A 24,923-nucleotide genomic window follows, 5' to 3' on the forward strand; every position below is an offset into this window, starting at 1 on the left:
CGCGAGGATTCTTTCCTCCCTGTTCCGACCGATTCACCCCTCGGCCGATGCGGCTTGATCATCTCTGCTGCCGACCTGTCATGCGCACGTAATCTCCCTGGCGGCGAGGAGGAAGTTCCTCCTCCACATATCCGCGAGGAGACCCCGTGCAGGCTCTTGCCCGTATTTCGCCGCGTATGCGCAACCGCGCGCTCGGCACCGCCGTCCTGGCCGGAACCCTGGCCCTGGCACCGCTCTTCGCCGCCCCTGGATCCGCCTCCGCGAAGGTGTCCGCCACCTCTGCCACCTCCGCGACCGCCGCATCCGCCCAGGAGTGCGCGGACGGCACGGCCACCGACGCCACGGCGCGCAGGGCGCACCCCGAGAAGACCACGAACGCCCACGACCCCAACGAGCTGTCCGCCGCCCAGGCCAAGGCCATGGACACGCAGCTGCGGCAGAGACTCGCGGACCGCCGGGTCAGCGGCTCCGCGCTCGCCGCGGGCGCCACGATCCCGGTGTACTTCCACGTCATACACTCCGGGACGACCGGCAAGCTGAGCGCTACCGCCATCAACAACCAGCTGAGCGTCCTGAACGCCGCCTACAGCGGCCAGGGCACCGGCAACACCGACTCCGGCTTCCGGTTCACGCTGGCCGGCACGGACTACACGGACAACAGCTCCTGGTACGGCGTCTCGCCGGGCTCCTCCGCCGAGAAGTCGATGAAGTCCGCGCTCCGCAAGGGCGGCGCCAACGCCCTCAACGTCTACACCGCCAACCTCGGCGGCGGGCTGCTCGGCTGGGCGACCTTCCCCAGCTCGTACAAGTCCAACCCGTCCGACGACGGCGTCGTCATCCTCAACTCCTCGCTGCCCGGCGGCTCGGCCACCAACTACAACGAGGGCGACACCGCCACCCACGAGGTCGGCCACTGGCTGGGTCTGTACCACACGTTCCAGGGCGGCTGCACCGGCAACGGCGACTACGTCTCCGACACGCCCGCCGAGAAGAGCGCCGCCTCCGGCTGCCCGACCGGGCGGGACACCTGCACCAGCCCGGGTCTGGACCCGGTCCACAACTTCATGGACTACTCGTACGACTCCTGCATGTACCAGTTCACCCCGGGCCAGGTCCAGCGGATGAGCGACAGCTGGATCGCCTACCGCGCCTGACCCGCCCGGTTCGCCGAGTGTCCGCCGAGGGGCCCGCGCACCGCGCCGGGCCCCTCGCGCGGGCGTCCTCCCGGCGAGGTCACCCTTCCCGCGCGGTCACAGGGTGGCGAGGAACCCGAGCGCGACCTTCCAGGCCAGTTCGGCCGACGCCGCGTCGTGGTCGGGCAGTTCGTGGTCGGTGAAGAGGTGCCCCGCGCCCGGGTAGCGGTAGACCTCGACATCGGCACCGGTCCGCTGCATCCGCAGGTACCAGGAGTTCAGCCAGTCGTGCGTCTCGAACGGGTCGGGATCGGCGACGTGCAGCTGTACGGGCAGCTCGTCCACCGAGGCGTTCTCGGCGATGTCCGAGGTGCCGTGGAACAGCAGCAGGCCGCGCGCCTTCTCGTCACCGAGCGCCAGCGTCTGCGCGGTGGCCGCCCCCAGGGAGAAACCGGCGTACACCAGGCCCCGGTCGGAGTAGGGCGCGGCGGCCAGCACGGCCCGCCGCAGCAGTTCGTCCTTGCCCAGCTCCTCCTTGAACGCCAAGCCTTCCTCGACGGTGTCGAAGGTGCGTCCCTCGAAGAGATCGGGCACGTGCACCTCGTGCCCGGCGGCGCGCAGCCGGGCCGCCGCCGCGTGCACCGCGGGGCGCAGACCGTATGTCGAGTGGAAAAGCATGATGTCCATGGGGCCATGGTGCCAGTCGCGGCCGTGCCTCGCGGCGCACGGGGGCCCGGCCGCGGGGTGACCGCCGGAGCGGCCCGGCCCGGCATCCCCGATCGCCGGAACAGCGCTCCCGGGCACCGCCGCGCACCGCATGTACCGGACCGCCGCCACTCCGGTCCGGCGCCGGCGTCACCGCAGGCTGCGCACGTCCAGCTGTCTCAGCACCCGGTCGACCACCTCGGGGTCGTTGCCCGCCTCGTTGCGGGCGGACAGCACCGCGTGGCGCGCGGCGGACATCATCTCGCGCTGGACGCGGTTGACCGCCTTGAAGCGCTCGGCACGCTGGGCGTACGCCTCGCGGCGCTCCTCGTCGACCATGTCGGGGCTGATCCGGGCCCCCATGTCGTACGCCAGCCGCTGCAACCGCTCGGCGACCTCCTCCGGGAACTCCTCGTCCTCCTGGATCTCCCTGAGCCGCTGTTTCGCGGCCTTGGCGGCACGGATCGCGAGGTCCTTCTCCAGCGCCTCCTCGGCCGCCGTGTCGGCCTTGACGTGGAGCTTGCGGACCAGCCACGGCAGGGTGAGCCCCTGGACCACGAGCGTGGCCATGATCACGGCGAAGGCGATGAAGATGATCTCCTCGCGCCCCGGGAAGGGCTGCCCGTCGTCCGTCTTCAGCGGGATCGCGAGCGCCAGGGCCACCGAGGCGACCCCGCGCATCCCGGACCACCACATGACGACGGTCTCCCGCCAGCTGGTGGGGATCTCCTCGCTGACGTCGCGCCGGGTGTGCAGCCGCTTGGCGAGCCAGGTCGCGGGCAGCAGGTAGAGCAGCCGTACGCCGACGACGACCGCGACGACCGCCAGGCCCCAGCCGAGCATCTGGAGCTCGCGGCCGTCCGCCGTGCCGAAGACGTTGTGGAGTTCGAGGCCGATCAGCCCGAAGGCGACCCCCGTCACGAGGGTGTCGACGATCTCCCAGAAGGAACGGCCGGTGAGCCGGCCGAGCACGTCGTCGGCGTCGGCGGTGTGCTCCGCGAGGAAGAGTGCGGTGGTGAGCACGGCCAGGACGCCCGACCCCATCAGCTCCTCCGCGAGCACGTAGCTCACGAACGGCACCAGCAGGGTGAGTCCGACCTGGAGGGTGGCATCGCCGAGCAGGCCCATGAGCTTGATGGTGAGCCAGCCGAGCGCCAGCCCCACCACCACGGCGACGACCGCGGACAGGATCAGCTGCCCGAACGCCTCGGGGAGCGAGAAGGTGCCGCTCACCGCGGCGGCGATCGCCACGTGGTACAGCACGATCGCGGTCACGTCGTTGAACAGCCCCTCGCCCTCCAGGATGGAGACGAGCCTGCGCGGCAGTCCGACCGAGCCCGCGACGGCCGTCGCGGCGACCGGGTCGGGCGGGGCGACGAGCGCGCCGAGGGCCACGGCGGCGGCGAGGGGCAGTCCGGGGACTATCGCGTTGGCCACGGCGGCGACGGCCGCCGTGGTGACGAAGACCAGCGCCACGGCCAGCAGGAAGATCGGCCGCTTGTTGGCGGCGAACTGCCGCCAGGAGGTGCGCTGCACGGAGGCGTAGAGCAACGGCGGCAGGACCGCCGGCAGGATGATCTCCGGCGGGATGTCCACGTTCGGCACGAAGCTGAGGAACGCCATGCCGACCCCGGCGAGCGTCATCAGCACCGGCGCGGGCAGCCCGAGCCGCTCCCCCAGTGGCACCGTGACCACGGCTCCGAGCAACAGCAGGAGGAGCAGTGCCATTTGGTCCACGAGGTGCCTTCCGGAGCGCGGCGGACCGGCCGTCGCGGCCGGGCGGTCTGGGACCTCAAGCCTGCCACGTACCGGTCGCTACCCGGACAACACCCCCCTTCTCACCCCTGCGGGCACCCCGCCCCGCCGACCGCGGCCCGCGGGGCACCGGCCCTCACCGGCTGCTCACCGGCTCTCGGCCACGATCTTGTCCAGGGCCCGCTGGAGGTCGTCCGGGTAGTCGCTGGAGAACTCCACCCAGCTGCCGTCGGACGGGTGCTCGAAACCGAGCCGGACGGCGTGCAGCCACTGCCGCGTCAGTCCGAGGCGCTTGGCCATCGTCGGGTCGGCGCCGTAGGTGAGGTCCCCGACGCAGGGGTGGCGGTGGGCGGACATGTGCACCCGGATCTGGTGCGTGCGGCCGGTCTCCAGCTTGATGTCGAGGAGGCTGGCGGCCCGGTACGCCTCGATGAGGTCGTAGTGCGTCACGGAGGGCTTGCCGTCGGCGGTGACGGCCCACTTGTAGTCGTGGTTGGGGTGGCGCCCGATGGGGGCGTCGATGGTGCCGCTCATCGGGTCCGGGTGGCCCTGCACCAGCGCGTGGTACTTCTTCTCGACGACCCGGTCGCGGAACTGCGCCTTCAGCAGGGTGTAGGCCCGCTCCGACTTGGCCACGACCATCAGGCCGGAGGTGCCGACGTCGAGGCGGTGGACGATGCCCTGGCGCTCGGCCGCGCCGGACGTCGAGATCCGGTACCCGGCCGCGGCCAGCCCGCCGATCACCGTCGTACCGGTCCAGCCGGGGCTCGGGTGGGCGGCGACCCCGACCGGCTTCACGATGACCACGATGTCGTCGTCGTCGTGCACGATCTCCATGCCCTCGACGGGCTCGGCGACGACCTGCACCGGCGCGGGCGCCTGCGGCATCTCCACCTCGAGCCAGGCACCGCCCCGCACCCGCTCGGACTTCCCGACCACCGCACCGTCCACCTGCACCTTTCCGGCGGCGGCCAGATCGGCGGCCTTGGTGCGGGAGAAACCGAACATCCGGGAGATGGCGGCGTCGACGCGCTCGCCCTCCAGGCCGTCCGGTACGGGCAGGGTGCGGACCTCGGGATACGTACTCACCCGATCGAGTATGCCTTGCGGCGGCCGGTCCTCGTGCACGGTCCCGCCCGGTCCTCGCGCACGGCCGCGCCCGTCCGGCGCCGCCCGGTCCCGTGCGCTGTCAGTCCTTGTGCACGGTCCCGTCCGGGTCCAGGCCGCGGAAGGAGAGAAGCACGATCAGGATGCCGCCGCAGACGATCGCGGAGTCGGCGAGGTTGAAGACGGCGAAGTGCTCGACGGAGATGAAGTCCACCACCGCGCCCTCGAAGACGCCGGGGGTACGGAAGAGGCGGTCCGTCAGGTTGCCGAGCGCCCCGCCGAGCAGCAGTCCGAGCGCGATGGCCCACGGCAGGCTGTAGAGCTTGCGCGCCAGCCGGGCGATCACCACGATCACCGTCGCCGCGATGGCGGTGAAGATGATCGTGAACGCCTCGCCGAAGCTGAACGCGGCGCCCGAATTGCGGATCACCTCGAACTTCAGCCAGTCGCCGATGACCTCGATCGGCTGGTGGTGCTCCAGCCTCGCGACCACCAGCAGCTTGCTGACCAGGTCCAGCAGATAGGCGAAGGCGGCCACGCCGAAGAGCACCGCGATCTTCCGCTTGCCCCCGGCCCGGGGCGTCTCCTCGGCCGGGCTCTCGGTCCCCTCCCCCTCGGTCCCCTCAGCGTCGGGGATGTCCGGCGTACCGATGATGCGCTCCGCCTCTGCCACGTGAGTCCCTCAACCTAGGTTCCTGACTGAGGACGAGGGTACGGCACGGCGCGCCGGATCAGCCGCGTCGCTCCTGCTTCTGTTTGTCCTCGACACAGAGGGTGGCGCGGGGGAACGCCTGCATCCGGGCCTTGCCGATCGGCTTGCCGCAGACCTCGCACAGTCCGTACGTCCCGGCGTCGAGCCGGGCCAGCGCCCGCTCGGTCTGGTCCAGCATCTCCTGGGCGTTGGCGGCGAGCGCCATCTCGTGCTCGCGGGTGATGTTCTTGGTACCGGTGTCGGCCTCGTCGTCGCCCGCCCAGTCGCCGGAGTCGCGCATCAGCCCGGCGAGCGCGATGCCCGCGGCCTCCAGTTCGTTGCGCAGCCGCGTGATCTCGCCGCTCAGCACGGCCCGCGCCTCGTCGACCTCCTCCGGGGTCCAGGGGTCCTCGTCCGGCCGGACCGCCAGCTCGCCGGGGGCCGTCGTGACGGCTCCCCCGCCCGACGGCGTGACGGACGCCGCGGCCTCGCCGGCCATGCGGGTCCGGGCCTCGCTCTTCTTGGCTACCACCGTATGGGCTCCCGTCTGCTCGGCGGACTCGGCCGCCTCCGTGGCCGCCGCGGCGGCCTTCTTCGAGGACTTCCTGGCCACGCTCTTCTTCGCGGGGGCCTTCCCGGCCGGTGCCGCGTGCCCGGCGTCCGTGCGTGCGGCGGACACCGCCTTCGAGGCCGCGGCCTTCTTCCTCGTGGTCTTCTTCACTGCGGTCTTCTTCGCCGCGGCCTCCTCAGCCGTGGACGCCTTCGACGTGCTCTTCCTCGCCGCGGCCTTTCTCGCCACGGCCTTCTTCGCCGCGGGCTTCTCCGCGGCCGCCTTCTTCCCGGCCCTTCCGGTCGCCTTCCTCGCGGTCGTCCTCTTCTCCGCCGCGGCCCCGGGGCCGCCCTCCGCGCCCGTTTCCGCGGCCGCCGCACCCGTGGATCTCGTCGACGCCGTCTTCTTCGCGGCGGTCTTCTTCGCCACCATGGCCGCGGCCCCTTCACATATTGTGATCTTGCACGCGAATCGTGCTGGGACGATAAATCGGCCCCGGCCCCGCGGCAACGGGGCACGCCGCCGATTCGCCACCGCCCGCGTCCGGACGCCGACCTGCCTGAATCCGTTGTGCCCAGCTCACAGCCCGATAATCCGACTCCCGTGACGCCCCGGCCGGCTCCCCCGGACCCTTCCGTCCCCCTCTCCCCATTCGGGTCACGCCCCGCACCGCCCTGTATCCGGTCGGCCGACGCCCCGGCGGGCCCGTACACTGGCCTGAGCGAGAGGCGTGGATGGGACGAGTAGCGTCGTACGCAGCCAGGAGCGACCCGGGGACGGTGGAAGCCCGGGGGCGAGCGCGTCGTGAAGATCACCCGGAGCCGCCGGAAGAACGCCACGAGGCAAGTAGAACCGGCATCGCGACCCCAATGAGGGGGCCACGGGTGCGTGCCCGGGGCCAAGGAGGGTGGTACCGCGGGAGTCGACGAGGCTCTCGTCCCTCCGACGGAAGTGGAAATCGTCCGCCGGAGGAAGTCCGCCCATGACATCGCCGCAGTACCGCCAGGTACCCGCCCAGGTCGACCTGCCCGCGCTGGAGCACGCCGTGCTCGATTTCTGGCGCGAGAGCAAGGTCTTCGCCAAGAGCCTCGAACAGTCCGAGGGCCGCCCCGAGTGGGTCTTCTACGAGGGCCCGCCCACCGCCAACGGCATGCCCGGCGCCCACCACATCGAGGCCCGCGTCTTCAAGGACGTCTTCCCCCGCTTCCGCACCATGCAGGGCTACCACGTCGGCCGCAAGGCCGGCTGGGACTGCCACGGCCTGCCGGTCGAGCTCGCGGTCGAGAAGGAGCTGGGCTTCAACGGCAAGAAGGACATCGAGGCGTACGGCATCGCCGAGTTCAACGCCAAGTGCCGCGAGTCGGTGACCCGCCACACCGACGCCTTCACCGAGCTGACCACCCGGATGGGCTACTGGGTCGACCTCGACGACGCCTACCGCACCATGGACCCCGAGTACGTCGAGTCCGTGTGGTGGTCGCTGAAGGAGATCTTCGGCAAGGGCCTCCTGGTGCAGGACCACCGCGTGGCCCCCTGGTGCCCCCGCTGCGGCACCGGCCTGTCCGACCACGAGCTGGCGCAGGGGTACGAGACGGTCGTCGACCCGTCGGTCTTCGTCCGCTTCCCCCTCACCTCCGGCCCGCTCGCCGACGAGGCCTCCCTGCTCGTCTGGACCACCACTCCCTGGACGCTGGTCTCCAACACCGCCGTCGCCGCGCACCCCGACGTCACCTACGTCGTCGCGACCGACGGCAGCGAGAAGCTCGTCGTCGCCGAGCCGCTCGTCGGAAAGGCCCTGGGCGAGGGCTGGGAGACGACCGGGCAGACCTTCACCGGCCGCGAGATGGAGCGCTGGACCTACGAGCGCCCCTTCACGCTCGTCGACTTCCCGAGCGCGAGCGAGGGAAGCGATGGACACGGCCCGGCCGGGGCCCACTACATCGTCAACGCCGAGTACGTGACGACCGAGGACGGTACGGGTCTGGTCCACCAGTCCCCCGCGTTCGGTGCCGACGACCTCCAGGTCTGCAAGGCGTACGGTCTTCCCGTCGTCAACCCGGTCCGCCCCGACGGCACCTTCGAGGAGGACCTGCCACTGGTCGGCGGCGTCTTCTTCAAGAAGGCCGACGAGGCGCTCACCGAGGACCTGGCCGCCCGCGGCAAGCTCTTCCGGCACGTCCCGTACGAGCACAGCTACCCGCACTGCTGGCGCTGCCACACCGCGCTCCTCTACTACGCGCAGCCGTCGTGGTACATCCGCACGACCGCGATCAAGGACCGGCTGCTCGCGGAGAACGAGAAGACCAACTGGTTCCCGGAGTCGGTCAAGAACGGTCGCTTCGGCGACTGGCTGACCAACAACGTCGACTGGGCGCTGTCCCGCAACCGTTACTGGGGCACCCCGCTGCCGATCTGGCGCTGCGAGGACGGCCACCTCACCTGCGTCGGCTCGCGCGCCGAACTGGGCGAGCTCGCCGGCACGGACCTGTCCGGTCTCGACCCGCACCGCCCGTTCATCGACGAGATCACGTTCACCTGCTCGCACGAGAACTGCCAGCTGGAGGCGTACCGCGTCCCGGAGGTCATCGACGCCTGGTACGACTCGGGCTCCATGCCGTTCGCTCAGTGGGGCTACCCGTACAAGAACAAGGAGCTGTTCGAGAGCCGCTACCCGGCGCAGTTCATCTCCGAGGCCATCGACCAGACCCGCGGCTGGTTCTACACGCTGATGGCGGTCGGCACGCTGGTCTTCGACAAGTCGTCCTACGAGAACGTGGTCTGCCTGGGCCACATCCTCGCCGAGGACGGCCGCAAGATGTCCAAGCACCTCGGCAACATCCTCCAGCCGATCCCCCTCATGGACCAGCACGGCGCCGACGCGGTCCGCTGGTTCATGGCGGCCGGCGGCTCCCCCTGGGCGGCCCGCCGCGTCGGCCACAACGCCATCCAGGAAGTCGTCCGCAAGACCCTCCTGACCTACTGGAACACGGTGGCCTTCCAGGCCCTGTACGCCCGTACGTCTGGCTGGGCCCCCTCCGCGGCCGACCCGGCCCCGGCGGACCGCACGGTCCTGGACCGCTGGCTGCTGAGCGAACTGAACGCCCTGGTGGACCAGGTCACGCAGGCGCTGGAGGGATACGACACCCAGCGCGCCGGCAAGCTCCTGTCCGCCTTCGTCGACGACCTGTCCAACTGGTACGTCCGCCGCTCGCGCCGCCGCTTCTGGCAGGGCGACGAGGCCGCGCTGCGCACGCTGCACGAGGTCGTCGAGACCGTGACCCGGCTGATGGCCCCGCTCACCCCGTTCATCACCGAGCGCGTCTGGCAGGACCTGGTGGTCCCGGTCACCCCGGACGCCCCCGAGTCGGTGCACCTGTCCGCCTGGCCGAAGGCCGACCTCACGGCCGTCGACCCGGAGCTGTCGGTCCAGATGGCGCTGGTCCGCCGACTGGTCGAGCTCGGCCGGGCGACCCGCGCCGAGTCGGGCGTCAAGACCCGCCAGCCGCTGTCCCGCGCCCTGGTCGCGGCGGCCGGCTTCGAGTCCCTCTCGCCCGAGCTGCACGCCCAGATCACCGAGGAGCTGAACGTCGAGTCCCTGGCCTCGCTCACTGATTCCTCCGCTGGTCCAGCGGGCGGCGGCTCGCTGGTCGACACGACCGCGAAGGCCAACTTCCGCGCCCTCGGCAAGCGATTCGGCAAGGGCGTCCAGGCGGTGGCCAAGGCGGTCGCGAACGCCGACGCTGCGGCCCTCTCGCTGGCCCTGCGCGAGGGCACGGCGTCGGTCGAGGTGGACGGCGAGACCGTCACCCTCGCTCCCGACGAGGTGATCATCACCGAGACGCCGCGCGAGGGCTGGTCGGTGGCCTCCGACTCGGGCGCGACCGTCGCCCTGGACCTGGAGATCACGCCGGAGCTGCGGCGCGCGGGCCTGGCCCGTGACGCCATCCGTCTCATCCAGGAGGCCCGCAAGAACAGCGGCCTGGACGTCGCGGACCGCATCGCCGTCCGCTGGACGTCCACCTCGCCCGCCACGGTGGAGGCACTGACCGAGCACGCGGCCCTGATCGCGGACGAGGTCCTGGCACTGGACTACGCACAGGGCGAGGCGGACGCGGCCTTCGGCGAGCCGTTCGAGGACGAGGGCCTGGCCCTGACGTTCCGCCTCCGCAGGACGGAGCGGTAGGACCTGTCTTCGAACCGCCGTCGTCGGGCCGCAGGCCGCGCCGTTCGGCATCCGGTGCTTCCCCGAGTTCCCGGCTCCGCTCGAACAGGGGAGACCCCATTGAGGGCAAGGCGGAGGACCGTCCTCGTACCGGACGTACGAGGACGACTCCGACCGCATCGCGAACGTGCGTGACAGGCGTCGCACGGCAGGGGCGGTTCGACCGCAGAACCTGGGACCGAGCCGGGGCAGCGTCCCCGGCTCCTCGGCGGGCCCGTCCGGAACCAACCGTTCCGGACGGGCCCGCCGACATTTGCCCCGGCCCGCGGCCGTATCCCCCGCACCCACCGGAACACGCAAAGGGCCGGGCCCCGGGGGAAAACCCCGGGGCCCGGCCCTCAGCCTGCCGACGGCTACGCGTTCACCGCGCGCACCCGGCTCAGTTGTCGTCCTCGTCGATCAGGAAACCGCGCATCGGCGACGGGGCCTGCTGCATCGGCTGCGGCGCCTGCGGCCGCACCGGCGCCATCGGCTGGGTCATCGCCGGCGACATCTGCTGCTGACCGCCGTACGAGGGCCCACCGCTCATGGACGGGTTGCCGCCCATCGGCTGGTTGCCGTGGTTGCCACCCATGCTGTGGCCCATGGCGCCTGCACCGGCCGGGGCCAGCGAGGGCGACGGCGGCAGCGAAGCGGTCGCCGGGGTGCGCGGCGGGGCGAGCGAGTCGTCCGCCTGGGTCTCCAGCTGACGCAGCTGGCTCTCCAGGTAGGACTTCAGCCGCGTGCGGTACTCGCGCTCGAAGCCGCGCAGGTCCTCGACCTTGCGCTCCAGCGTCGCGCGGGCCGACTCCAGCGAGCCCATCGCCACGCGGTGCTTCTCCTGCGCGTCCCGCTCCAGCGCGTCCGCCTTGGCCCGCGCGTCGCGCTCCAGCCCCTCGGCACGGCTGCGCGCCTCGCCGACGATCTTGTTGGCCTCGGAACGGGCCTCCGCGATCGCCTGGTCGGCCGTCTGCTGCGCGAGCGAGAGAACACGGGCGGCGCTGTCGCCGCCGGGGCCCTGACCGGGCTGCTGCATCTGCGGCGGCTGCTGCATCTGCTGCTGCGGGGCGTGACCGCCCATGGGGCCGCCCATCGGGCCACCCATGGGGCCGCCCTGCATCGGGCCGGGGCCGTGCGGACCCTGCGGACCGGGACCGTGCTGACCCTGGGGGCCCGGGCCGTGACCACTGGGGCCGGCGGGCAGCTGCGGAGCGCCACCGGGCAGCTGGGGCGGACCCATCTGCGGGGGCTGCTGCTGGACCGGCGGTCCCGATATGGCGGCGGGCACGGGGGCCCCGGGCCGGTCCTGCGGCTCCGGCTTGCGCATGCCCTGCTGCTGCTGGTTCTGCGCGGCGGCACGCGTGGCGGCGGCCAGCTTGGCGCGCAGGTCCTCGTTCTCACGGAGCAGGCGGGTCAGCTCGGCCTCGACCTCGTCGAGGAAGGCATCGACCTCGTCCTCGTCGTAGCCTTCTCGGAGACGGACGGTTGTGAACTGCTTGTTCCGCACGTCCTCGGGGGTCAGCGGCATCTCTTCTTCACCTCTACGTAGTCGTCGGCAGTCGGCAAGACCGTATCGCTCACAACCCGATCACGATGCCTCTCAGGATGAAAACGATGATCATCAGAACGAAGAAGGACAGGTCGAGTGCCACGCCCCCGAGACGCAGCGGCGGGATGAACCGCCGCAGAAGCTTGAGCGGTGGATCGGTGACCGTATAAGTGGCCTCGAGTATGACCACCATCGGCTTGCCGGGCTGCCATGAACGCGCGAACTGGAAGACGTAGTCCATGACCAGCCGGAAGATCAGCACGATGAGGAAACACGTCAACGCGATATAGACAACCTGCAGTGCGACGCCCATTTCGCGCTTCCCTCTCCCCTGGCTCTCTGGCTCCGGCCTCCCGGCCGGGTCGTTCTCGGTGTCGTGTTCTCAGCTCTGGTTGAAGAATCCGCCCTCAGCGATGCGGGCCTTGTCCTCCGCCGTGACATCGACGTTAGCAGGAGACAGCAGGAACACCTTCTGCGTCACGCGCTCAATGCTGCCATGGAGTCCGAAGACGAGTCCTGCCGCAAAGTCGACAAGTCGCTTCGCGTCCGTATCGTCCATCTCCGTGAGGTTCATGATCACCGGAGTGCCCTCACGGAAGTGTTCACCGATGGTACGGGCCTCGTTGTAGGTCCTGGGGTGCAGCGTGGTGATGCGGTACGGCTCCCGCTCGGACACGACCTTGGGCATGATCACCGGTGCGTTCTTCTCCATGTTCGGGCGTTCGGGTGTGATGGATGCCACGGGTGCGATCCGGGCGGGTCGTTCCCTTTCCACCGGGATCTGCACCGGCTCCCGCTGCGCGGGAGGCTGCACCGCTCGCACCGGTTCGTCCTGTTCGCGCTCCCGCTCGCGGTCCCGCTCCCGTTCGACCTGATGCGCGGGCTGATGCCGCCGCCGGTCGCGCTCGGGCTCCGGCTCGGGTTCGAATTCGTCATCGGGGTCGAACCCCGGACCGTCGTACCCATCGTCCTCCACGAGGCCGAGGTAGACCGCCATCTTGCGCATCGCGCCGGCCATGCTCTGAATCCTCCGCTCTGTGGTGGATCGGCATCTGTCACCAAGTGCCCCGCGATCCACTGTGGTCTGCCCGCCATCAGCGGGATTGACCATATTTTCTGCCGTGGTCCGACTCGTTTGGCGACGTTACCCGAGGCTCGGTCGGACTCCGAGTACCGCCGTACCGACGCGTACATGTGTCGCTCCGGCCGCGACAGCGTCCTCGAGGTCCGAACTCATCCCCGCGGAGACCATGTTCGCAGCCGGATGGTCCGCGCGCAGGCAGGACGAGAATTCCATCAGCCGATCGAAGGCGGCACGCCGCCGTCCCGCGTACGGTCCGGCGAGCGGCGCGACGGTCATCAGACCGGCGAGCCGCAGTCCGGGCGCCGCGGCGACCGCGGCGGCCAACTCCTCGATCCCGTCCGGCGCGACACCGCCTCGGACACCCCGCTCGCCACTCTCCGCGTCGAGCGCCACCTGTACGAGGCAGCCGAGTTCGCGGCCTTCGCGCACGGCCGCCCCCGAGAGTGCCGTGACCAGTTTGACCCGATCCACCGATTGCACAAAATCGGCATAACCGGCCACAGAACGAACCTTATTCGTCTGCAACTGACCGACAAAATGCCACGTGAGTGGCAGATCCGCACACGCGGCGGCCTTGGGGGCGGCGTCCTGGTCGCGGTTCTCCGCGACATGGCGCACACCGAGTTCACTCAGAATCCGCACATCGCTCGCGGGATAGGTCTTGGTGACCACGATGAGGGTCACCTCCTCCCGCGCGCGGCCCGCGGCGGAGCAGGCGGAAGCGATACGTTCTTCCACCCGTGCCAGATTTCCGGCGAGTTGGGTTCTACGGTCCGTCATGCCCTATCAGTCCAACCAGACATATCCGGCGAGCCGCCCGGTGGTGCGGTCGCGGCGGTACGAGAAGTGATCGCCCGATTCGAGGGTGCAGATCGTCGACGCCTGCCGGTCCTCCACCCCGAGCGCTTCGAGCTGGGCGTGGACCCCCGCGGTGACGTCCACGGCCGGGGTGCCCCAACTGGTCTCGGACCAGGAGGCCGGAACGGTCTCGGCGACCGCTGCCCGCATCGCGGCGGGGACCTCGTAGCACCGTCCGCAGACGGCCGGTCCGGTCCGGGCGACGATCCGCGAGGCCTTCGCGCCGAGCGCGGTCATCGCCTCGACCGCGGCGGGGACGACTCCGGCGACCAGTCCGGGGCGGCCCGCGTGCGCCGCAGCCACGATCCCGGCGTCGGGATCGGCGAGGAGTACGGGGACGCAGTCGGCGGTGAGCACGGCGAGCGCGAGCCCGCGCCGCGCGGTCACCAGCGCGTCCACGGCGGGGATCTGCGAGGCGTCCCCCCAGGGGGCGTCGACGACCGCGACGTCCCGTCCGTGCACCTGGTTCATCCAGACGACCCGCGCCGGGTCCAGGCCGAGGGCCCCGGCGGCGCGCTCCCGGTTCGCCAGAACGGCGGCGGGGTCGTCACCGACCGCGCCGCCGAGGTTGAGCTCCTCGTACGGAGCCGCGCTCACCCCGCCCCACCTGTCGGTGAAGGCGAAGTGCGCGCGGTCCGCCGAGGTCTCCGAGGCCACCGCAGGAACCGAGCGGTGCGGGACTATCACTTCAAGAAGTCCGGGACATCCAGCTCTTCGATCTGGGAGTCCGGGTAGGGCCGGGCCGGCGGGATGTGCGGCGCGGCGGTGACCGGCGGCAGGTGCTTCTCGGCCACCGGAGCGGGTTCGGCCGGCGGCGCGGGCTCCTCGCGCGGAGGCAGGGAACCCAGCCCGCCGGTGTGGCGCACGTGCTCGGACCGGACCGACGGCGCCGGCTCCTCGCGCTTGGCGGAGTTCGCGCTCAGGACGTTCTCGCGGCGGGCCGGCGGCTGCCCGCCGTCGAAGCCGGCCGCGATCACGGTGACGCGCACCTCGTCGCCCAGCGCGTCGTCGATGACGGCGCCGAAGATGATGTTCGCCTCGGGGTGAGCCGCCTCGCTCACCAGCTGGGCGGCCTCGTTGATCTCGAAGAGACCGAGGTCGCTGCCACCGGAGATGGAGAGCAGGACACCGCGGGCGCCGTCGATGGACGCCTCCAGGAGCGGCGAGGAGATCGCCATCTCCGCGGCGGCCACCGCGCGGTCGTCGCCGCGGGCGGAACCGATGCCCATGAGCGCCGATCCGGCCTCGGACATGACCGACTTGACGTCGGCGAAGTCGAGGTTGATCAGACCGGGCGTCGTGATGAGGTCGGTGATGCCCTGGACGCCCGAGAGCAGCACCTGGTCGGCCGACTTGAACGCGTCGAGCACGCTGACCTGCCGGTCCGAGATGGACAGCAGCCGGTCGTTGGGGATGACGATGAGGGTGTCGACCTCTTCGCGGAGCTCGGCGATGCCGTCCTCCGCCTGGTTCGCGCGGCGCCGACCCTCGAAGGTGAACGGGCGGGTGACCACGCCGATCGTCAGGGCGCCCAGGGAGCGCGCGATGTTCGCGACGACGGGTGCGCCGCCGGTGCCGGTGCCGCCGCCCTCCCCGGCGGTGACGAAGACCATGTCGGCCCCCTTGAGGACCTCCTCGATCTCCTCGCGGTGGTCCTCTGCCGCCTTGCGACCGACGGCCGGGTTGGCCCCGGCGCCGAGTCCGCGGGTGAGTTCGCGGCCGACGTCGAGCTTGACGTCGGCGTCGCTCATCAACAGGGCTTGCGCATCCGTGTTGATCGCGATGAACTCGACGCCCTTGAGACCGACCTCGATCATTCGGTTGATGGCATTGACACCACCGCCGCCGACACCGATGACCTTGATGACTGCGAGGTAGTTCTGCGGTGCTGCCACGTCGAAGGCCTCTCGCCTCGAGTTACGTGTCGTCGCTTGACGGTGTTCCCGCCGCGACGACGGATGCCGATTGGGGCGGTCCGAAACGCCGACCCAAACCCTAACGTTGAAGTTTAGGGTTACCAGTGTGTCTGCTTCATGGACTCTTCCGAACAGGACACTAAGTCGACAAGTGGCGCGTGTTCAACGAACACGCCGAACCTCCCGTTTTTCTTTTCACCCTATGTGATCACCCGTAGCGCTGACCAACCAGGGTGCTGGCCAGGCCACATATGCGTCAACCGTCCGATACCGCAGGGGCGGTGGGCGCACTCACGTCGAAGTGTCCCGCTTTGGGGGCGGCTTTCATCAGAGCGGTGAGAACCTCGGCCTTCACCGACCCGTCCTCGCCGCTGCCCCAGTTCACCGTACGGCCCCGGGTGAGTTCCAGGGAGATCGCATCGTACGAGGTGATCCGTACGACCTCGGTGTCCTTGGCGACATCGCCCGGGAGTCCGCCCGCGACCCGGACCGCCTCCCGCACCAGCCGATCGCTGCCGAAGCGGCGCAGACCGGGGGACTGACGAGGAGTCAGTTCCAGGATCGGTACGCGCCCGGGTGCTTTGTCCACGGTCGCGAAACGCACGCCCTTCGCATCCACTTCGACGAACTTCGCACCCTTTTTCATCAGCAGGACCGGCTGCCGTTCGGTCACTTTAAGTCCGATTCCGTGCGGCCATGACCGCACGACATCCACCGAGTCGACACGACGCACCTTCTGGCGCAACCGGTCGGCGATGGCATCGGTGTCCACGGAGATGAGCGGGGCGCCGATCGGCACCGCCGCGGCGGCCTCGACCTCGGCCGGGGTCAGCACGTCGACACCGGTCGTCCTGACCCGTTCGACCCGGAGCCAGGGCGAGCCGTAGAGCGCCCAGACGGCTCCCGAACCGAGCAGCAGGACCAGCACGCCGGTCACGATCGACTGGGCACGGCTGGGCCGCCAACGCCCTTCGGGGCTCGGCGGGTCGGCCGGGGAGTCCTTCTGCTGCGCTGCACCGCGCTGGGCGGTCGTCGGTCCGGCCACGCTCGCTCCTCACACCGGGTCCGGGAGCCGCGCCCCCGGACCCGTCCGCCTCACACGCCTCGGCGTGCGGCAATCGCCTCGTACACCATCCCGACGAGCAGGTCGTCGGCGTCCCTGCGGCCGAACTCGGCGGCGGCGCGGGACATTTCGTACAGCCGGTGCGGATCGGCGAGCACCGGGAGGACGTTGCCCTGCACCCACTCGGGGGTGAGCGCCGCGTCGTCCACCAGCAGACCGCCGCCCGCGTTCACCACCGGCTGCGCGTTGAGCCGCTGTTCGCCGTTGCCGATGGGCAGCGGCACATAGGCGGCGGGCAGCCCGACGGCGGAGAGCTCGGCGACGGTCATCGCGCCCGCGCGGCAGAGCATCATGTCGGCCGCCGCGTACGCAAGATCCATCCGGTCCACGTACGGTACCGGGATGTACGGCGGCATACCGGGCATGTTGTCGACGTGCGGCAGTTCGTTCTTCGGGCCGACCACGTGCAGGATCTGGATCCCGGAGCGCTGCAGCAGCGGGGCGACGCGCTGGACCACCTCGTTGAGGCGGCGCGCGCCCTGGGAGCCGCCGGAGACCAGCAGCGTCGGCAGGTTGGGGTCCAGGCCGAAGGTGGCGCGCGCCTCGGGACGGACCCGGGCGCGGTCCAGGGTGGCGATGGTCCGGCGCAGCGGGATGCCGATGTAGCGGGCGCCGCGGAGCTTGCTGTCGGGGGTGGAGACGGCGACCCCGTGGGCGTACCGCGAGCCGATCTTGTTGGCCAGACCGGGCCGGGCGTTGGCCTCGTGGACGACGATCGGCACACCGGCGCGCTTGGCCGCCAGATAGCCGGGCAGGGCGACGTAGCCGCCGAAGCCGACCACGCAGTCGGCCTTGGTGCGCTCCAGGACCTGCTCGGCGGCCTTGATGGTGCCGCGCAGCCGTCCCGGGACGGTGATCAGTTCCGGGGTGGGCTTGCGCGGCAGCGGTACGGCCGGGATGAGGGCGAGTTCGTACCCCCGCTCGGGTACGAGCCTGGTCTCGAGTCCGCGCTCCGTGCCGAGGGCAGTGATCCCCACGGTCGGGTCCTGCCTGCGCAGGGCGTCCGCGAGGGCGAGCGCGGGCTCGATGTGGCCGGCAGTCCCCCCGCCGGCGAGTACGACATGCACCGAAATTCACCGCTCTCCGGACGGACGCTTCTTGACGCGCCGTCTCATCGTCTTCCATCTCACCCCGGGCCTCCGCATGGCCAGGGCCGCCTTCGCGGCGGGTTCCTCTCGCGCGAACGCGATCAGCAGCCCGACGGCGAACATGGTCGGCAGCAGGGCCGACCCTCCGTAGGAGAACAGCGGGAGCGGGACACCGGCGATCGGCAGCAGGCCGAGCACCGCACCGATGTTGATCACGAACTGCACCATGATCCAGGTGGTCACGCCTCCCGCGGCGTACCTCACGAAGGGGTCCTCCGTGCGTCCGGCCACGCGGATACTCGCATAGCCTAGAGCCGCGAAGAGAGCGAGCACCGACAGCGTCCCCGCCAGCCCCAGTTCCTCCCCGGTGATGGCGAAGATGAAGTCGGTGTGAGGTTCAGGCAGTTGACCCCATTTTTCCACACTCGCGCCGAGCCCGGAACCGAACCATCCGCCGGAGGCCAGGGCGTAGATGCCGTGCACGGCCTGCCAGCAGGAGTCGTCGGGGCCCGGCTCGGTGGCGCCCACGCAGGCGAGGCGGGACATCCGGTTCGGGCTGGTCTTGATCAGCACGAAGGCGATCACGGTGGCGAAGGCGAGCACCCCGGCGAAGAGCCGGGTGGGGGCACCCGCCAGCCAGAGCAGTCCGAACAGGATCGCCGTGAGAATGATCGCAGTGCCCATGTCACCGCCGAGCATGATCAGCCCGAGGAGCAGGAAGGCGACCGGGACGAGCGGCACGAGCATGTGCTTCCACTGCGTGAGCAGTTGCTTGTCCTGTTTACGGGCGAGCAGGTCGGCGCCCCACAGGACCAGCGCGAGCTTGCCGAACTCGCTGGGCTGGAGCTGGAAGGGGCCGCCCAGCGAGAGCCAGTTCTGGTTGCCGTTGATCGACATCCCGATCCCCGGCACCTGGACCAGCGCCATCAGGAAGACGGCTCCCAGGAGCAGCGGGTAGGACAGCGCCCGGTGGAGCTTGACGGGCATCCGGGCGGCGATCGCCATCAGAACGGCGCCGATGACGGCGGCGAGGAACTGCTTGCGGAAGAAGTAGCCGCCGGGCTTGTTCAGCTCCAGGGCCTTGATCATCGAGGCGGAGTAGACCATCACCAGGCCGAGCACGGTGATCAGCAGGCCTGCGCCCAGGATCAGGTAGTACGCGGTCAGGGGACGGTCCCAGGCCCGCCGTGCCCGCTCGTACAGCCGCCGTGCCGCGCCGCCGCGAGGGGCGCGGGGCGAACCGGCGGTCCGGCCCTTGGGGCGGGGTGCGGCGGGGCGCCGGGGACCGGTGGCGGAGCGGACACGCAGGAGGGGCCCGAGGGGTGCCCCGGCGCCCGCGGGCAGGGGCGGGGCGAGTGCCCGGCTGATCGCCGCGGGGACCCGTGGGCGGTTCCCACGGGCCACTGCGGCAGAACTCTCTTCGGCCGGCATTGTCGCTGTCCCCTCCACTGTGCGTGCCCGGGGCCGCCGCCGAGGGCCGGGCGCCCGCGCCCGGTCGTGCGGACGGTGCGGCGCGGAGACCGGCCCCGTCAGTCGCTCTCGGCCGCGAGCGCGCGGACCGCGTCCGCGAACGCCTCGCCCCGCTTGTTGTAGTTGACGAACATGTCCATCGAGGCGCAGGCCGGGGCCAGCAGGACGGTGTCCCCCGGTCCGGCGAGCCGGGCCGCCTCGCGGACCGCCTCGGACATCGCCCCAGTGTCGGTCCGGTCGAGGTCGACCACCGGGACCTCGGGGGCGTGTCGCGCGAGGGCTTCGCGGATCAGCGCCCGGTCCCGGCCCATCAGCACCACACCCCGCAGCCGCCCGGCGGCCCCGGTCACCAGTTCGTCGAAGGTGGCGCCCTTGGCGAGGCCGCCGGCGATCCACACGATCGGGTCGTAGGCGGCGAGGGACGCCTCCGCGGCGTGGGTGTTGGTGGCCTTGGAGTCGTCGACGTAGGCGACGTCCGCGACGTCCGCGACGTGCTCGATGCGGTGCGGGTCGGGGCGGAAGGCCCGCAGGCCGTCCCGTACCGCCGCGGGCTCGACGCCGAAGGCGCGGGCCAGGGCTGCCGCCGCCAGGGCGTTGGCGACGTTGTGCGGGGCGGCCGGGACGACGTCGGAGACCTCGGCGAGCTCCTGGGCCTGCTCGTGCCGGTTCTCCACGAAGGCCCGGTCGACGAGGATGCCGTCGACGACGCCCAGCTGGGAGGGGCCGGGCGTGCCCAGGGTGAAGCCGATGGCGCGGCAGCCCTCCTCGACGTCCGCCTCGCGGACCAGGTCCTCGGTCGCCTTCTGAGCCGCGTTGTAGACGCAGGCGACGCGGTTGCCCTCGTAGATCCGGCCCTTGTCGGCGGCGTACGCCTCCATGGAGCCGTGCCAGTCGAGGTGGTCGGGGGCGAGGTTGAGGACGGCCGCGGAGTGGGCGCGCAGCGAGGGCGCCCAGTGCAGCTGGTAGCTGGACAGCTCGACGGCGAGGACGTCGTACTCCTCGTCGCCGAGGACGGCGTCGAGGAGGGAGACGCCGATGTTGCCGACGGCCGCGGTGCGCAGCCCGGCCGCCTCCAGGATGGAGGCGAGCATCCGTACGGTCGTGGTCTTGCCGTTCGTGCCGGTGACCGCGAGCCAGGGCGCGGCGCCGGGCCCGCGCAGCCGCCAGGCGAGTTCGACATCGCCCCAGACCGGGACGCCCGCCTCGGCGGCCGCGGCGAACAGCGGCTTGTCGGGCCTCCAGCCGGGGGCGGTGACGACGAGCTCGGTGGACTCGGGCAGGGTCGCCCCGTCGCCGAGGCGGACGGTGATGCCCTCGGCCTCCAGTTCGGCGGCCTGTGCGCGGGAGCGCTCGTCGTCCCCGTCGTTGACGACCGTGACGACGGCGCCCAGGCCGTGCAGCGCGCGGGCCGCGGGGATTCCGGAGACGCCCAGTCCGGCGACGGTGACGTGCTTGCCCTGCCAGTCCACTGTGCTCACTTCTCGGCTGCCCATCCCGCGTAGAAGAGTCCGAGGCCGACGATCACGCACATGCCCTGGATGATCCAGAAACGGACCACCACGAGGACCTCGGACCACCCCTTGAGTTCGAAGTGGTGCTGGAGCGGTGCCATCCGGAAGACCCGCTTGCCGGTCATCTTGAAGGAACCGACCTGGATGACCACGGACATGGTGATCATCACGAAGAGACCGCCGAGGACGGCCAGCAGGAACTCCGTGCGGGAGCAAATCGCCAGGCCGGACAGCGCGCCGCCGAGGGCGAGCGAGCCGGTGTCGCCCATGAAGATCTTGGCGGGCGAGGTGTTCCACCACAGGAAGCCGAAGCAGGCGCCCATCAGCGCGGAGGCGACCACGGCGAGGTCGAGCGGATCGCGTACCTGGAAACAGGCGTTGGGGTTGGTCAGGGCCTCCGCGTTGGCGCAGGACTCCTGGAACTGCCACAGCCCGATGAAGGTGTACGCGCCGAAGACCATCACGGACGCGCCGGTGGCCAGGCCGTCGAGGCCGTCCGTGAGGTTCACGCCGTTGGACATGGCGAGGATCATGAACAGGGCCCAGACGACGAACAGCACCGGGCCGATCTTCCAGCCGAAGTCCGTGACGAACGACAGCTTGGTGGAGGCCGGGGTGTTGCCGCGGGAGTCGGCGAACTGGAGCGAGAGCACCGCGAAGGCGACGCCGACGATCAGCTGGCCCGCCATCTTCGCCTTGGCCCGCAGGCCCAGCGAACGCTGCTTGACGATCTTGATGTAGTCGTCGAGGAAGCCGACGAGGCCCATGCCGGCCATCAGGAAGAGCACCAGCACGCCGGAGAAGGTCATCGGCTCGCCGGTGATCACCTTCGCCAGGAAGTACGCGATGATCGTGGCCAGGATGAAGGCGATCCCACCCATGGTGGGGGTGCCCTTCTTGGACCCGTGGGTGCGCGGGCCGTCGTCCCGGATGAACTGGCCGTAGCCCTTGCGGGCCAGCAGTTTGATCAGCAGCGGAGTCCCGACCAGGGTCAGGAAGAGCCCGATGGCCCCCGCGAACAGGATCTGCCTCATCGGCCGGCGACCTCGCCCTCGGACGCGTTCTCCAGCAGTGCCATGGCGACCTGCTCCAGGCCGACCGACCGGGACGCCTTCACCAGCACGACGTCTCCCGGGCGCAGTTCACTGCGCAACAGGTCGACCGCAGCCTGTGCGTCGGACACGTGCACCGACTCCTCACCCCACGAACCCTCGTTGTATGCGCCCAGTTGCAGCCAGGAGGCCTCTTTGCCCCCCACCGCGACGAGCTTGCTGACGTTGAGCCGGACGGCGAGCCGTCCGACCGCGTCGTGCTCGGCGAGCGAGGCGTCGCCCAGCTCGGCCATGGGGCCGAGCACCGCCCACGTACGGCGGCCCCTCCCCATGGCGGCCAGTGCGCGCAGCGCTGCCTTCATGGATTCGGGGTTCGCGTTGTAGGCGTCGTTGACGATCGTCACGCCGTCCGGACGCTCGGTGACCTCCATGCGCCAGCGGGAGAGGGTGCCCGCCTCGGAGAGCCCTTCGGCGATCTCGTCTGCGGACAGGCCCAGCTCATGGGCGACGGCGGCCGCGGCGAGCGCGTTCGACACGTGGTGCTCACCGTACAGGCGCATCGTCACATCGCTGCACCCGGTGGGTGTGTGGAGCGTGAAAGCGGGGCGGCCGTCGTCGGTGAGACGTACGTTCTCGCCCCGTACGTCCGCTTCCGCGGCCTCGCCGAAGAGCAGCACCCGTGCCTTCGTGCGGGAGGTCATGGCGCGGACGAGCGGGTCGTCGGCGTTGAGCACGGCGACGCCGTCCTCGGGCAGGGACTCGACCATCTCGCCCTTCGCCCGGGCGATCTGCTCCCGGCCGCCGAACTCGCCGATGTGGGCGGTGCCGACGTTGAGGACGAGGCCGATCCGGGGCGGGACGAGACCGGTGAGGTAGCGGATGTCGCCGATGTACCGTGCACCCATCTCCAGGACCAGGTGCCGGGTCTCCTCGGTGGCGCGCAACGCGGTCAGCGGCAGGCCGATCTCGTTGTTGAGGTTGCCCGCCGGATAGACGGTGGGGCCCTTGCGTTCGAGGAGTTGGGCGATGACGTCCTTGGTGGAGGTCTTGCCCGCGGAGCCGGTGAGGGCGACGACGGTGGTGCCGAGGCGGCCGACGACGGCGCGGGCGAGCGCGCCGAGCGCGGCCACGACGTCGTCGACGACGATCGCCGGAACACCGACCGGGCGGGCGGCCAGCACGGCTGCCGCGCCCGCCTCGACGGCGCGCTGCGCGTAGTCGTGGCCGTCGACCCGCTCTCCGACGAAGGCGGCGAACAGGCTGCCCTGCTCCACCTCTCGGGAGTCGATGACGACGGGCCCGCTGACGACCGCTGCCTGATCGGGTATGTCGTGTGGCTGCCCGCCGACGATTTCGGCGATCTCGGCGAGGGAAAGGGCGATCACTTGGTCATCCCTGACTGTTGTTCTCGTGGGTGTGGGCGCGGTCGGCGGTCCCGGAGGTGCCGCCGTGTCCCAGGGAGCGTTCGATGGCCGCGCGCAGGACCACGCGGTCGTCGAAGGGGCGTACCACGCCATGGATGTCCTGCCCCTGCTCGTGGCCCTTGCCGGCGACCAGCACGGTGTCACCGGGCTCGGCTCGGGCGACCGCGGCGGCGATGGCGGCGGCCCGGTCGGCGTCGACCAGGACGTCGCCCCGCTCGTGGACGGGCACCTCGGCGGCGCCCGCGAGCATGGCGGCGAGGATTCCGAGCGGGTCCTCGGAACGGGGGTTGTCCGAAGTCAGTACGGCGGTGTCGGCGAGCCGGGCCGCGGCTGCGCCCATCGGGCCGCGCTTGGTGGTGTCGCGGTCGCCGCCGCAGCCGAGGACGACGTGCAGCCTGCCCCGGGTGACCTTGCGCAGCGAACGGAGCACGGACTCGACGGCGTCGGTCTTGTGCGCGTAGTCGACGACGGCGAGGTAGTCCTGCCCGGCGTCGACGCGCTCCAGCCGCCCGGGGACGCCGGGGACGGCGGCGACGCCGTCGGCCGCGGTCTGCGGGTCGAGGCCCGCGACGGCGAGCGTGACGACGGCGGCGAGGGCGTTGGCCACGTTGAACGGGCCGGGCAGCGGAGCCCTGGCGGCGATCCGCTCGTCCTTGGGGCCGACGACGGTGAACGTGGAGCCCAGCGGGCCCACCTCGACGTCCTCGGCACGCCAGTCGGCGTCCGGGTGGCCCTCGGCGGAGAAGGTGACGACCGGGACCGACGCCTCGGCGACCAGCCTGCGGCCGTAGGCGTCATCGAAGTTGACGATGCCCTGCCGGCTGCGGCGCGGGGTGAAGAGCTGCGCCTTGGCCTGGAAGTAGTCCTCCATCCCGGAGTGGAACTCCATGTGCTCCGGGCTGAGGTTGTTGAAGACCGCAACGTCGAAGACGCATCCGTCGACCCGGCCGAGGACCAGCGCGTGGCTGGAGACCTCCATGGTCACCGCGTCGACCCCGCGCTCGCGCATCACGGCGAGCAGCGCCTGGAGGTCGGTGGCCTCGGGGGTGGTGCGCTCGGACTTGATGCGTTCGTCGCCGATCCGCGTCTCCACCGTGCCGATCAGTCCGGTGGCCCGGCCGGCGGCGCGCAGGCCGCCCTCGACGAGGTACGCGGTGGTGGTCTTTCCGGAGGTTCCGGTGATGCCGATCCGCAGGAGGTCCTCGCCGGGACGTCCGTAGATCTCGGCGGCGAGTTCGCCCATACGGGCGCGCGGGTCCTCGGTGACCAGGACCGGCAGTCCGGTGGCGGCGGCGCGCTCGGCTCCGGCCGGGTCGGTGAGGACCGCCGCGGCTCCGAGGCCGGCCGCCTGGGCGGCGAAGTCGGCGCCGTGGAAGCGGGCACCCGGCAGAGCGGCGTAGACGTCGCCGGGGCGGACCGCCCGGGAGTCGTGGGTGATGCCGGTGACCTCGGCGGTCCCCGGCGGCTCGACTCCCAGCCGGGCTGCCAGCTCACCGAGCGGCGTCGGCCTGAGCCGATCCGGGCGGGGCGCTCCCGGCTGGTTCACGGGGGCGGCCTTCTGGGTGGTTTGGAACTGATCAGCGTGGGGCACGGCGGTGAGCGTACCGGGCTCACCCGGCCTCTCGCGAAGTGAGGGGCCGGGGTCCCGGTGGTTCCCGTTCCGGTTCCCGGGATCGGGGGTGATGGTCGTCACTGATCGGTTCCCC

Annotated in this window: 20 protein-coding genes; 2 read left to right on the plus strand and 18 right to left on the minus strand. The window is 71.1% G+C overall.

Translation table 11 applies throughout. From position 1 onward, the window contains the following. The first annotated feature begins 176 nt into the window (after positions 1-176). Positions 177-1,154, plus strand: coding sequence for a zinc metalloprotease (locus AB0E67_RS07200; protein ID WP_362023544.1), 978 nt, complete (start codon positions 177-179; stop codon positions 1,152-1,154). Between the two features lie 96 nt (positions 1,155-1,250). Here AB0E67_RS07200 and AB0E67_RS07205 read toward each other — a convergent pair whose 3' ends face one another. From AB0E67_RS07205 to AB0E67_RS07225, 5 genes are all read right to left on the minus strand, one after another. Next, complete coding sequence (locus AB0E67_RS07205) at positions 1,251-1,820, minus strand: dienelactone hydrolase family protein (protein WP_362022108.1); 570 nt, start codon at positions 1,818-1,820, stop codon at positions 1,251-1,253. A gap of 168 nt (positions 1,821-1,988) precedes the next feature. Further along, positions 1,989-3,575 (minus strand): Na+/H+ antiporter, encoded by a 1,587-nt coding sequence (locus tag AB0E67_RS07210; RefSeq protein ID WP_362022111.1) that lies wholly within the window; start codon positions 3,573-3,575, stop codon positions 1,989-1,991. Positions 3,576-3,740: 165 nt separating this feature from the next. Further along, positions 3,741-4,682, minus strand: a complete 942-nt coding sequence (locus tag AB0E67_RS07215; protein ID WP_362022114.1) for an RluA family pseudouridine synthase — start codon at positions 4,680-4,682, stop codon at positions 3,741-3,743. Between the two features lie 100 nt (positions 4,683-4,782). Further along, entirely contained in the window at positions 4,783-5,373 is a 591-nt protein-coding gene (lspA, locus tag AB0E67_RS07220; RefSeq protein ID WP_362022117.1) for a signal peptidase II, read from the minus strand. A gap of 58 nt (positions 5,374-5,431) precedes the next feature. Beyond that, positions 5,432-6,373: a TraR/DksA C4-type zinc finger protein gene (locus tag AB0E67_RS07225; RefSeq protein WP_362022119.1), complete on the minus strand. Its 942-nt coding sequence runs from the start codon at positions 6,371-6,373 to the stop codon at positions 5,432-5,434. Positions 6,374-6,923: 550 nt separating this feature from the next. Here AB0E67_RS07225 and ileS point away from each other — a divergent pair. Next, positions 6,924-10,124 (plus strand): isoleucine--tRNA ligase, encoded by a 3,201-nt coding sequence (gene ileS / locus AB0E67_RS07230; RefSeq protein ID WP_362022121.1) that lies wholly within the window; start codon positions 6,924-6,926, stop codon positions 10,122-10,124. A 418-nt stretch (positions 10,125-10,542) separates the two neighbouring features. Here ileS and AB0E67_RS07235 read toward each other — a convergent pair whose 3' ends face one another. From AB0E67_RS07235 to AB0E67_RS07295, 13 genes are all read right to left on the minus strand, one after another. Continuing rightward, positions 10,543-11,670, minus strand: coding sequence for a DivIVA domain-containing protein (locus tag AB0E67_RS07235; RefSeq protein WP_362022124.1), 1,128 nt, complete (start codon positions 11,668-11,670; stop codon positions 10,543-10,545). 49 nt (positions 11,671-11,719) lie between these two features. Further along, positions 11,720-12,004, minus strand: coding sequence for a YggT family protein (locus AB0E67_RS07240; RefSeq protein WP_073788809.1), 285 nt, complete (start codon positions 12,002-12,004; stop codon positions 11,720-11,722). A 69-nt stretch (positions 12,005-12,073) separates the two neighbouring features. Continuing rightward, on the minus strand, positions 12,074-12,709 hold the full coding sequence (gene sepF / locus AB0E67_RS07245) for a cell division protein SepF (RefSeq protein ID WP_073788811.1): 636 nt from the start codon (positions 12,707-12,709) through the stop codon (positions 12,074-12,076). A 126-nt stretch (positions 12,710-12,835) separates the two neighbouring features. After that, entirely contained in the window at positions 12,836-13,555 is a 720-nt protein-coding gene (locus AB0E67_RS07250) for a YggS family pyridoxal phosphate-dependent enzyme (RefSeq protein ID WP_362022128.1), read from the minus strand. A gap of 6 nt (positions 13,556-13,561) precedes the next feature. Continuing rightward, positions 13,562-14,290, minus strand: a complete 729-nt coding sequence (pgeF, locus tag AB0E67_RS07255; RefSeq protein WP_362022131.1) for a peptidoglycan editing factor PgeF — start codon at positions 14,288-14,290, stop codon at positions 13,562-13,564. A 26-nt stretch (positions 14,291-14,316) separates the two neighbouring features. After that, positions 14,317-15,528: a cell division protein FtsZ gene (gene ftsZ / locus AB0E67_RS07260; protein ID WP_362022134.1), complete on the minus strand. Its 1,212-nt coding sequence runs from the start codon at positions 15,526-15,528 to the stop codon at positions 14,317-14,319. A 277-nt stretch (positions 15,529-15,805) separates the two neighbouring features. Then, on the minus strand, positions 15,806-16,594 hold the full coding sequence (locus tag AB0E67_RS07265; protein ID WP_362022137.1) for an FtsQ-type POTRA domain-containing protein: 789 nt from the start codon (positions 16,592-16,594) through the stop codon (positions 15,806-15,808). 50 nt (positions 16,595-16,644) lie between these two features. Then, the gene (murG, locus tag AB0E67_RS07270) at positions 16,645-17,739 is read right to left on the minus strand and encodes an undecaprenyldiphospho-muramoylpentapeptide beta-N-acetylglucosaminyltransferase (RefSeq protein ID WP_351523877.1); all 1,095 of its coding nucleotides are present in this window, start codon (positions 17,737-17,739) and stop codon (positions 16,645-16,647) included. Between the two features lie 6 nt (positions 17,740-17,745). Then, positions 17,746-19,191, minus strand: a complete 1,446-nt coding sequence (gene ftsW / locus AB0E67_RS07275; protein WP_362022140.1) for a putative lipid II flippase FtsW — start codon at positions 19,189-19,191, stop codon at positions 17,746-17,748. 98 nt (positions 19,192-19,289) lie between these two features. After that, the gene (gene murD / locus AB0E67_RS07280; RefSeq protein ID WP_362022143.1) at positions 19,290-20,708 is read right to left on the minus strand and encodes a UDP-N-acetylmuramoyl-L-alanine--D-glutamate ligase; all 1,419 of its coding nucleotides are present in this window, start codon (positions 20,706-20,708) and stop codon (positions 19,290-19,292) included. Next, complete coding sequence (mraY, locus tag AB0E67_RS07285; RefSeq protein WP_362022146.1) at positions 20,705-21,775, minus strand: phospho-N-acetylmuramoyl-pentapeptide-transferase; 1,071 nt, start codon at positions 21,773-21,775, stop codon at positions 20,705-20,707. The genes murD and mraY overlap by 4 nt, the downstream gene beginning before the upstream one ends. Next, positions 21,772-23,178 (minus strand): UDP-N-acetylmuramoyl-tripeptide--D-alanyl-D-alanine ligase, encoded by a 1,407-nt coding sequence (gene murF, locus AB0E67_RS07290; RefSeq protein ID WP_351523883.1) that lies wholly within the window; start codon positions 23,176-23,178, stop codon positions 21,772-21,774. The genes mraY and murF overlap by 4 nt, the downstream gene beginning before the upstream one ends. A 4-nt stretch (positions 23,179-23,182) precedes the next feature. After that, a complete protein-coding gene (locus tag AB0E67_RS07295; RefSeq protein ID WP_362022149.1) occupies positions 23,183-24,910 on the minus strand; it encodes a UDP-N-acetylmuramoyl-L-alanyl-D-glutamate--2,6-diaminopimelate ligase in 1,728 nt (575 codons plus the stop codon). Between the last annotated feature and the right edge of the window lie 13 nt (positions 24,911-24,923).

It is taken from the genome of Streptomyces sp. NPDC032161 (assembly GCF_040636995.1).
In the GTDB taxonomy this organism is placed as follows: domain Bacteria; phylum Actinomycetota; class Actinomycetes; order Streptomycetales; family Streptomycetaceae; genus Streptomyces.

What these genes read in the sequence shown, in the direction of transcription:
- AB0E67_RS07240 (WP_073788809.1), bottom strand. Translation starts at nt 12,004, where the DNA reads ATGGGCGTCGCACTGCAGGTTGTCTATATCGCGTTGACGTGTTTCCTC.
- ileS (WP_362022121.1), top strand. Translation starts at nt 6,924, where the DNA reads ATGACATCGCCGCAGTACCGCCAGGTACCCGCCCAGGTCGACCTGCCC.
- AB0E67_RS07250 (WP_362022128.1), bottom strand. Translation starts at nt 13,555, where the DNA reads ATGACGGACCGTAGAACCCAACTCGCCGGAAATCTGGCACGGGTGGAA.
- sepF (WP_073788811.1), bottom strand. Translation starts at nt 12,709, where the DNA reads ATGGCCGGCGCGATGCGCAAGATGGCGGTCTACCTCGGCCTCGTGGAG.
- AB0E67_RS07225 (WP_362022119.1), bottom strand. Translation starts at nt 6,373, where the DNA reads ATGGTGGCGAAGAAGACCGCCGCGAAGAAGACGGCGTCGACGAGATCC.
- AB0E67_RS07205 (WP_362022108.1), bottom strand. Translation starts at nt 1,820, where the DNA reads ATGGACATCATGCTTTTCCACTCGACATACGGTCTGCGCCCCGCGGTG.
- mraY (WP_362022146.1), bottom strand. Translation starts at nt 21,775, where the DNA reads ATGAGGCAGATCCTGTTCGCGGGGGCCATCGGGCTCTTCCTGACCCTG.
- AB0E67_RS07200 (WP_362023544.1), top strand. Translation starts at nt 177, where the DNA reads ATGCGCAACCGCGCGCTCGGCACCGCCGTCCTGGCCGGAACCCTGGCC.
- AB0E67_RS07235 (WP_362022124.1), bottom strand. Translation starts at nt 11,670, where the DNA reads ATGCCGCTGACCCCCGAGGACGTGCGGAACAAGCAGTTCACAACCGTC.
- ftsW (WP_362022140.1), bottom strand. Translation starts at nt 19,191, where the DNA reads ATGCCGGCCGAAGAGAGTTCTGCCGCAGTGGCCCGTGGGAACCGCCCA.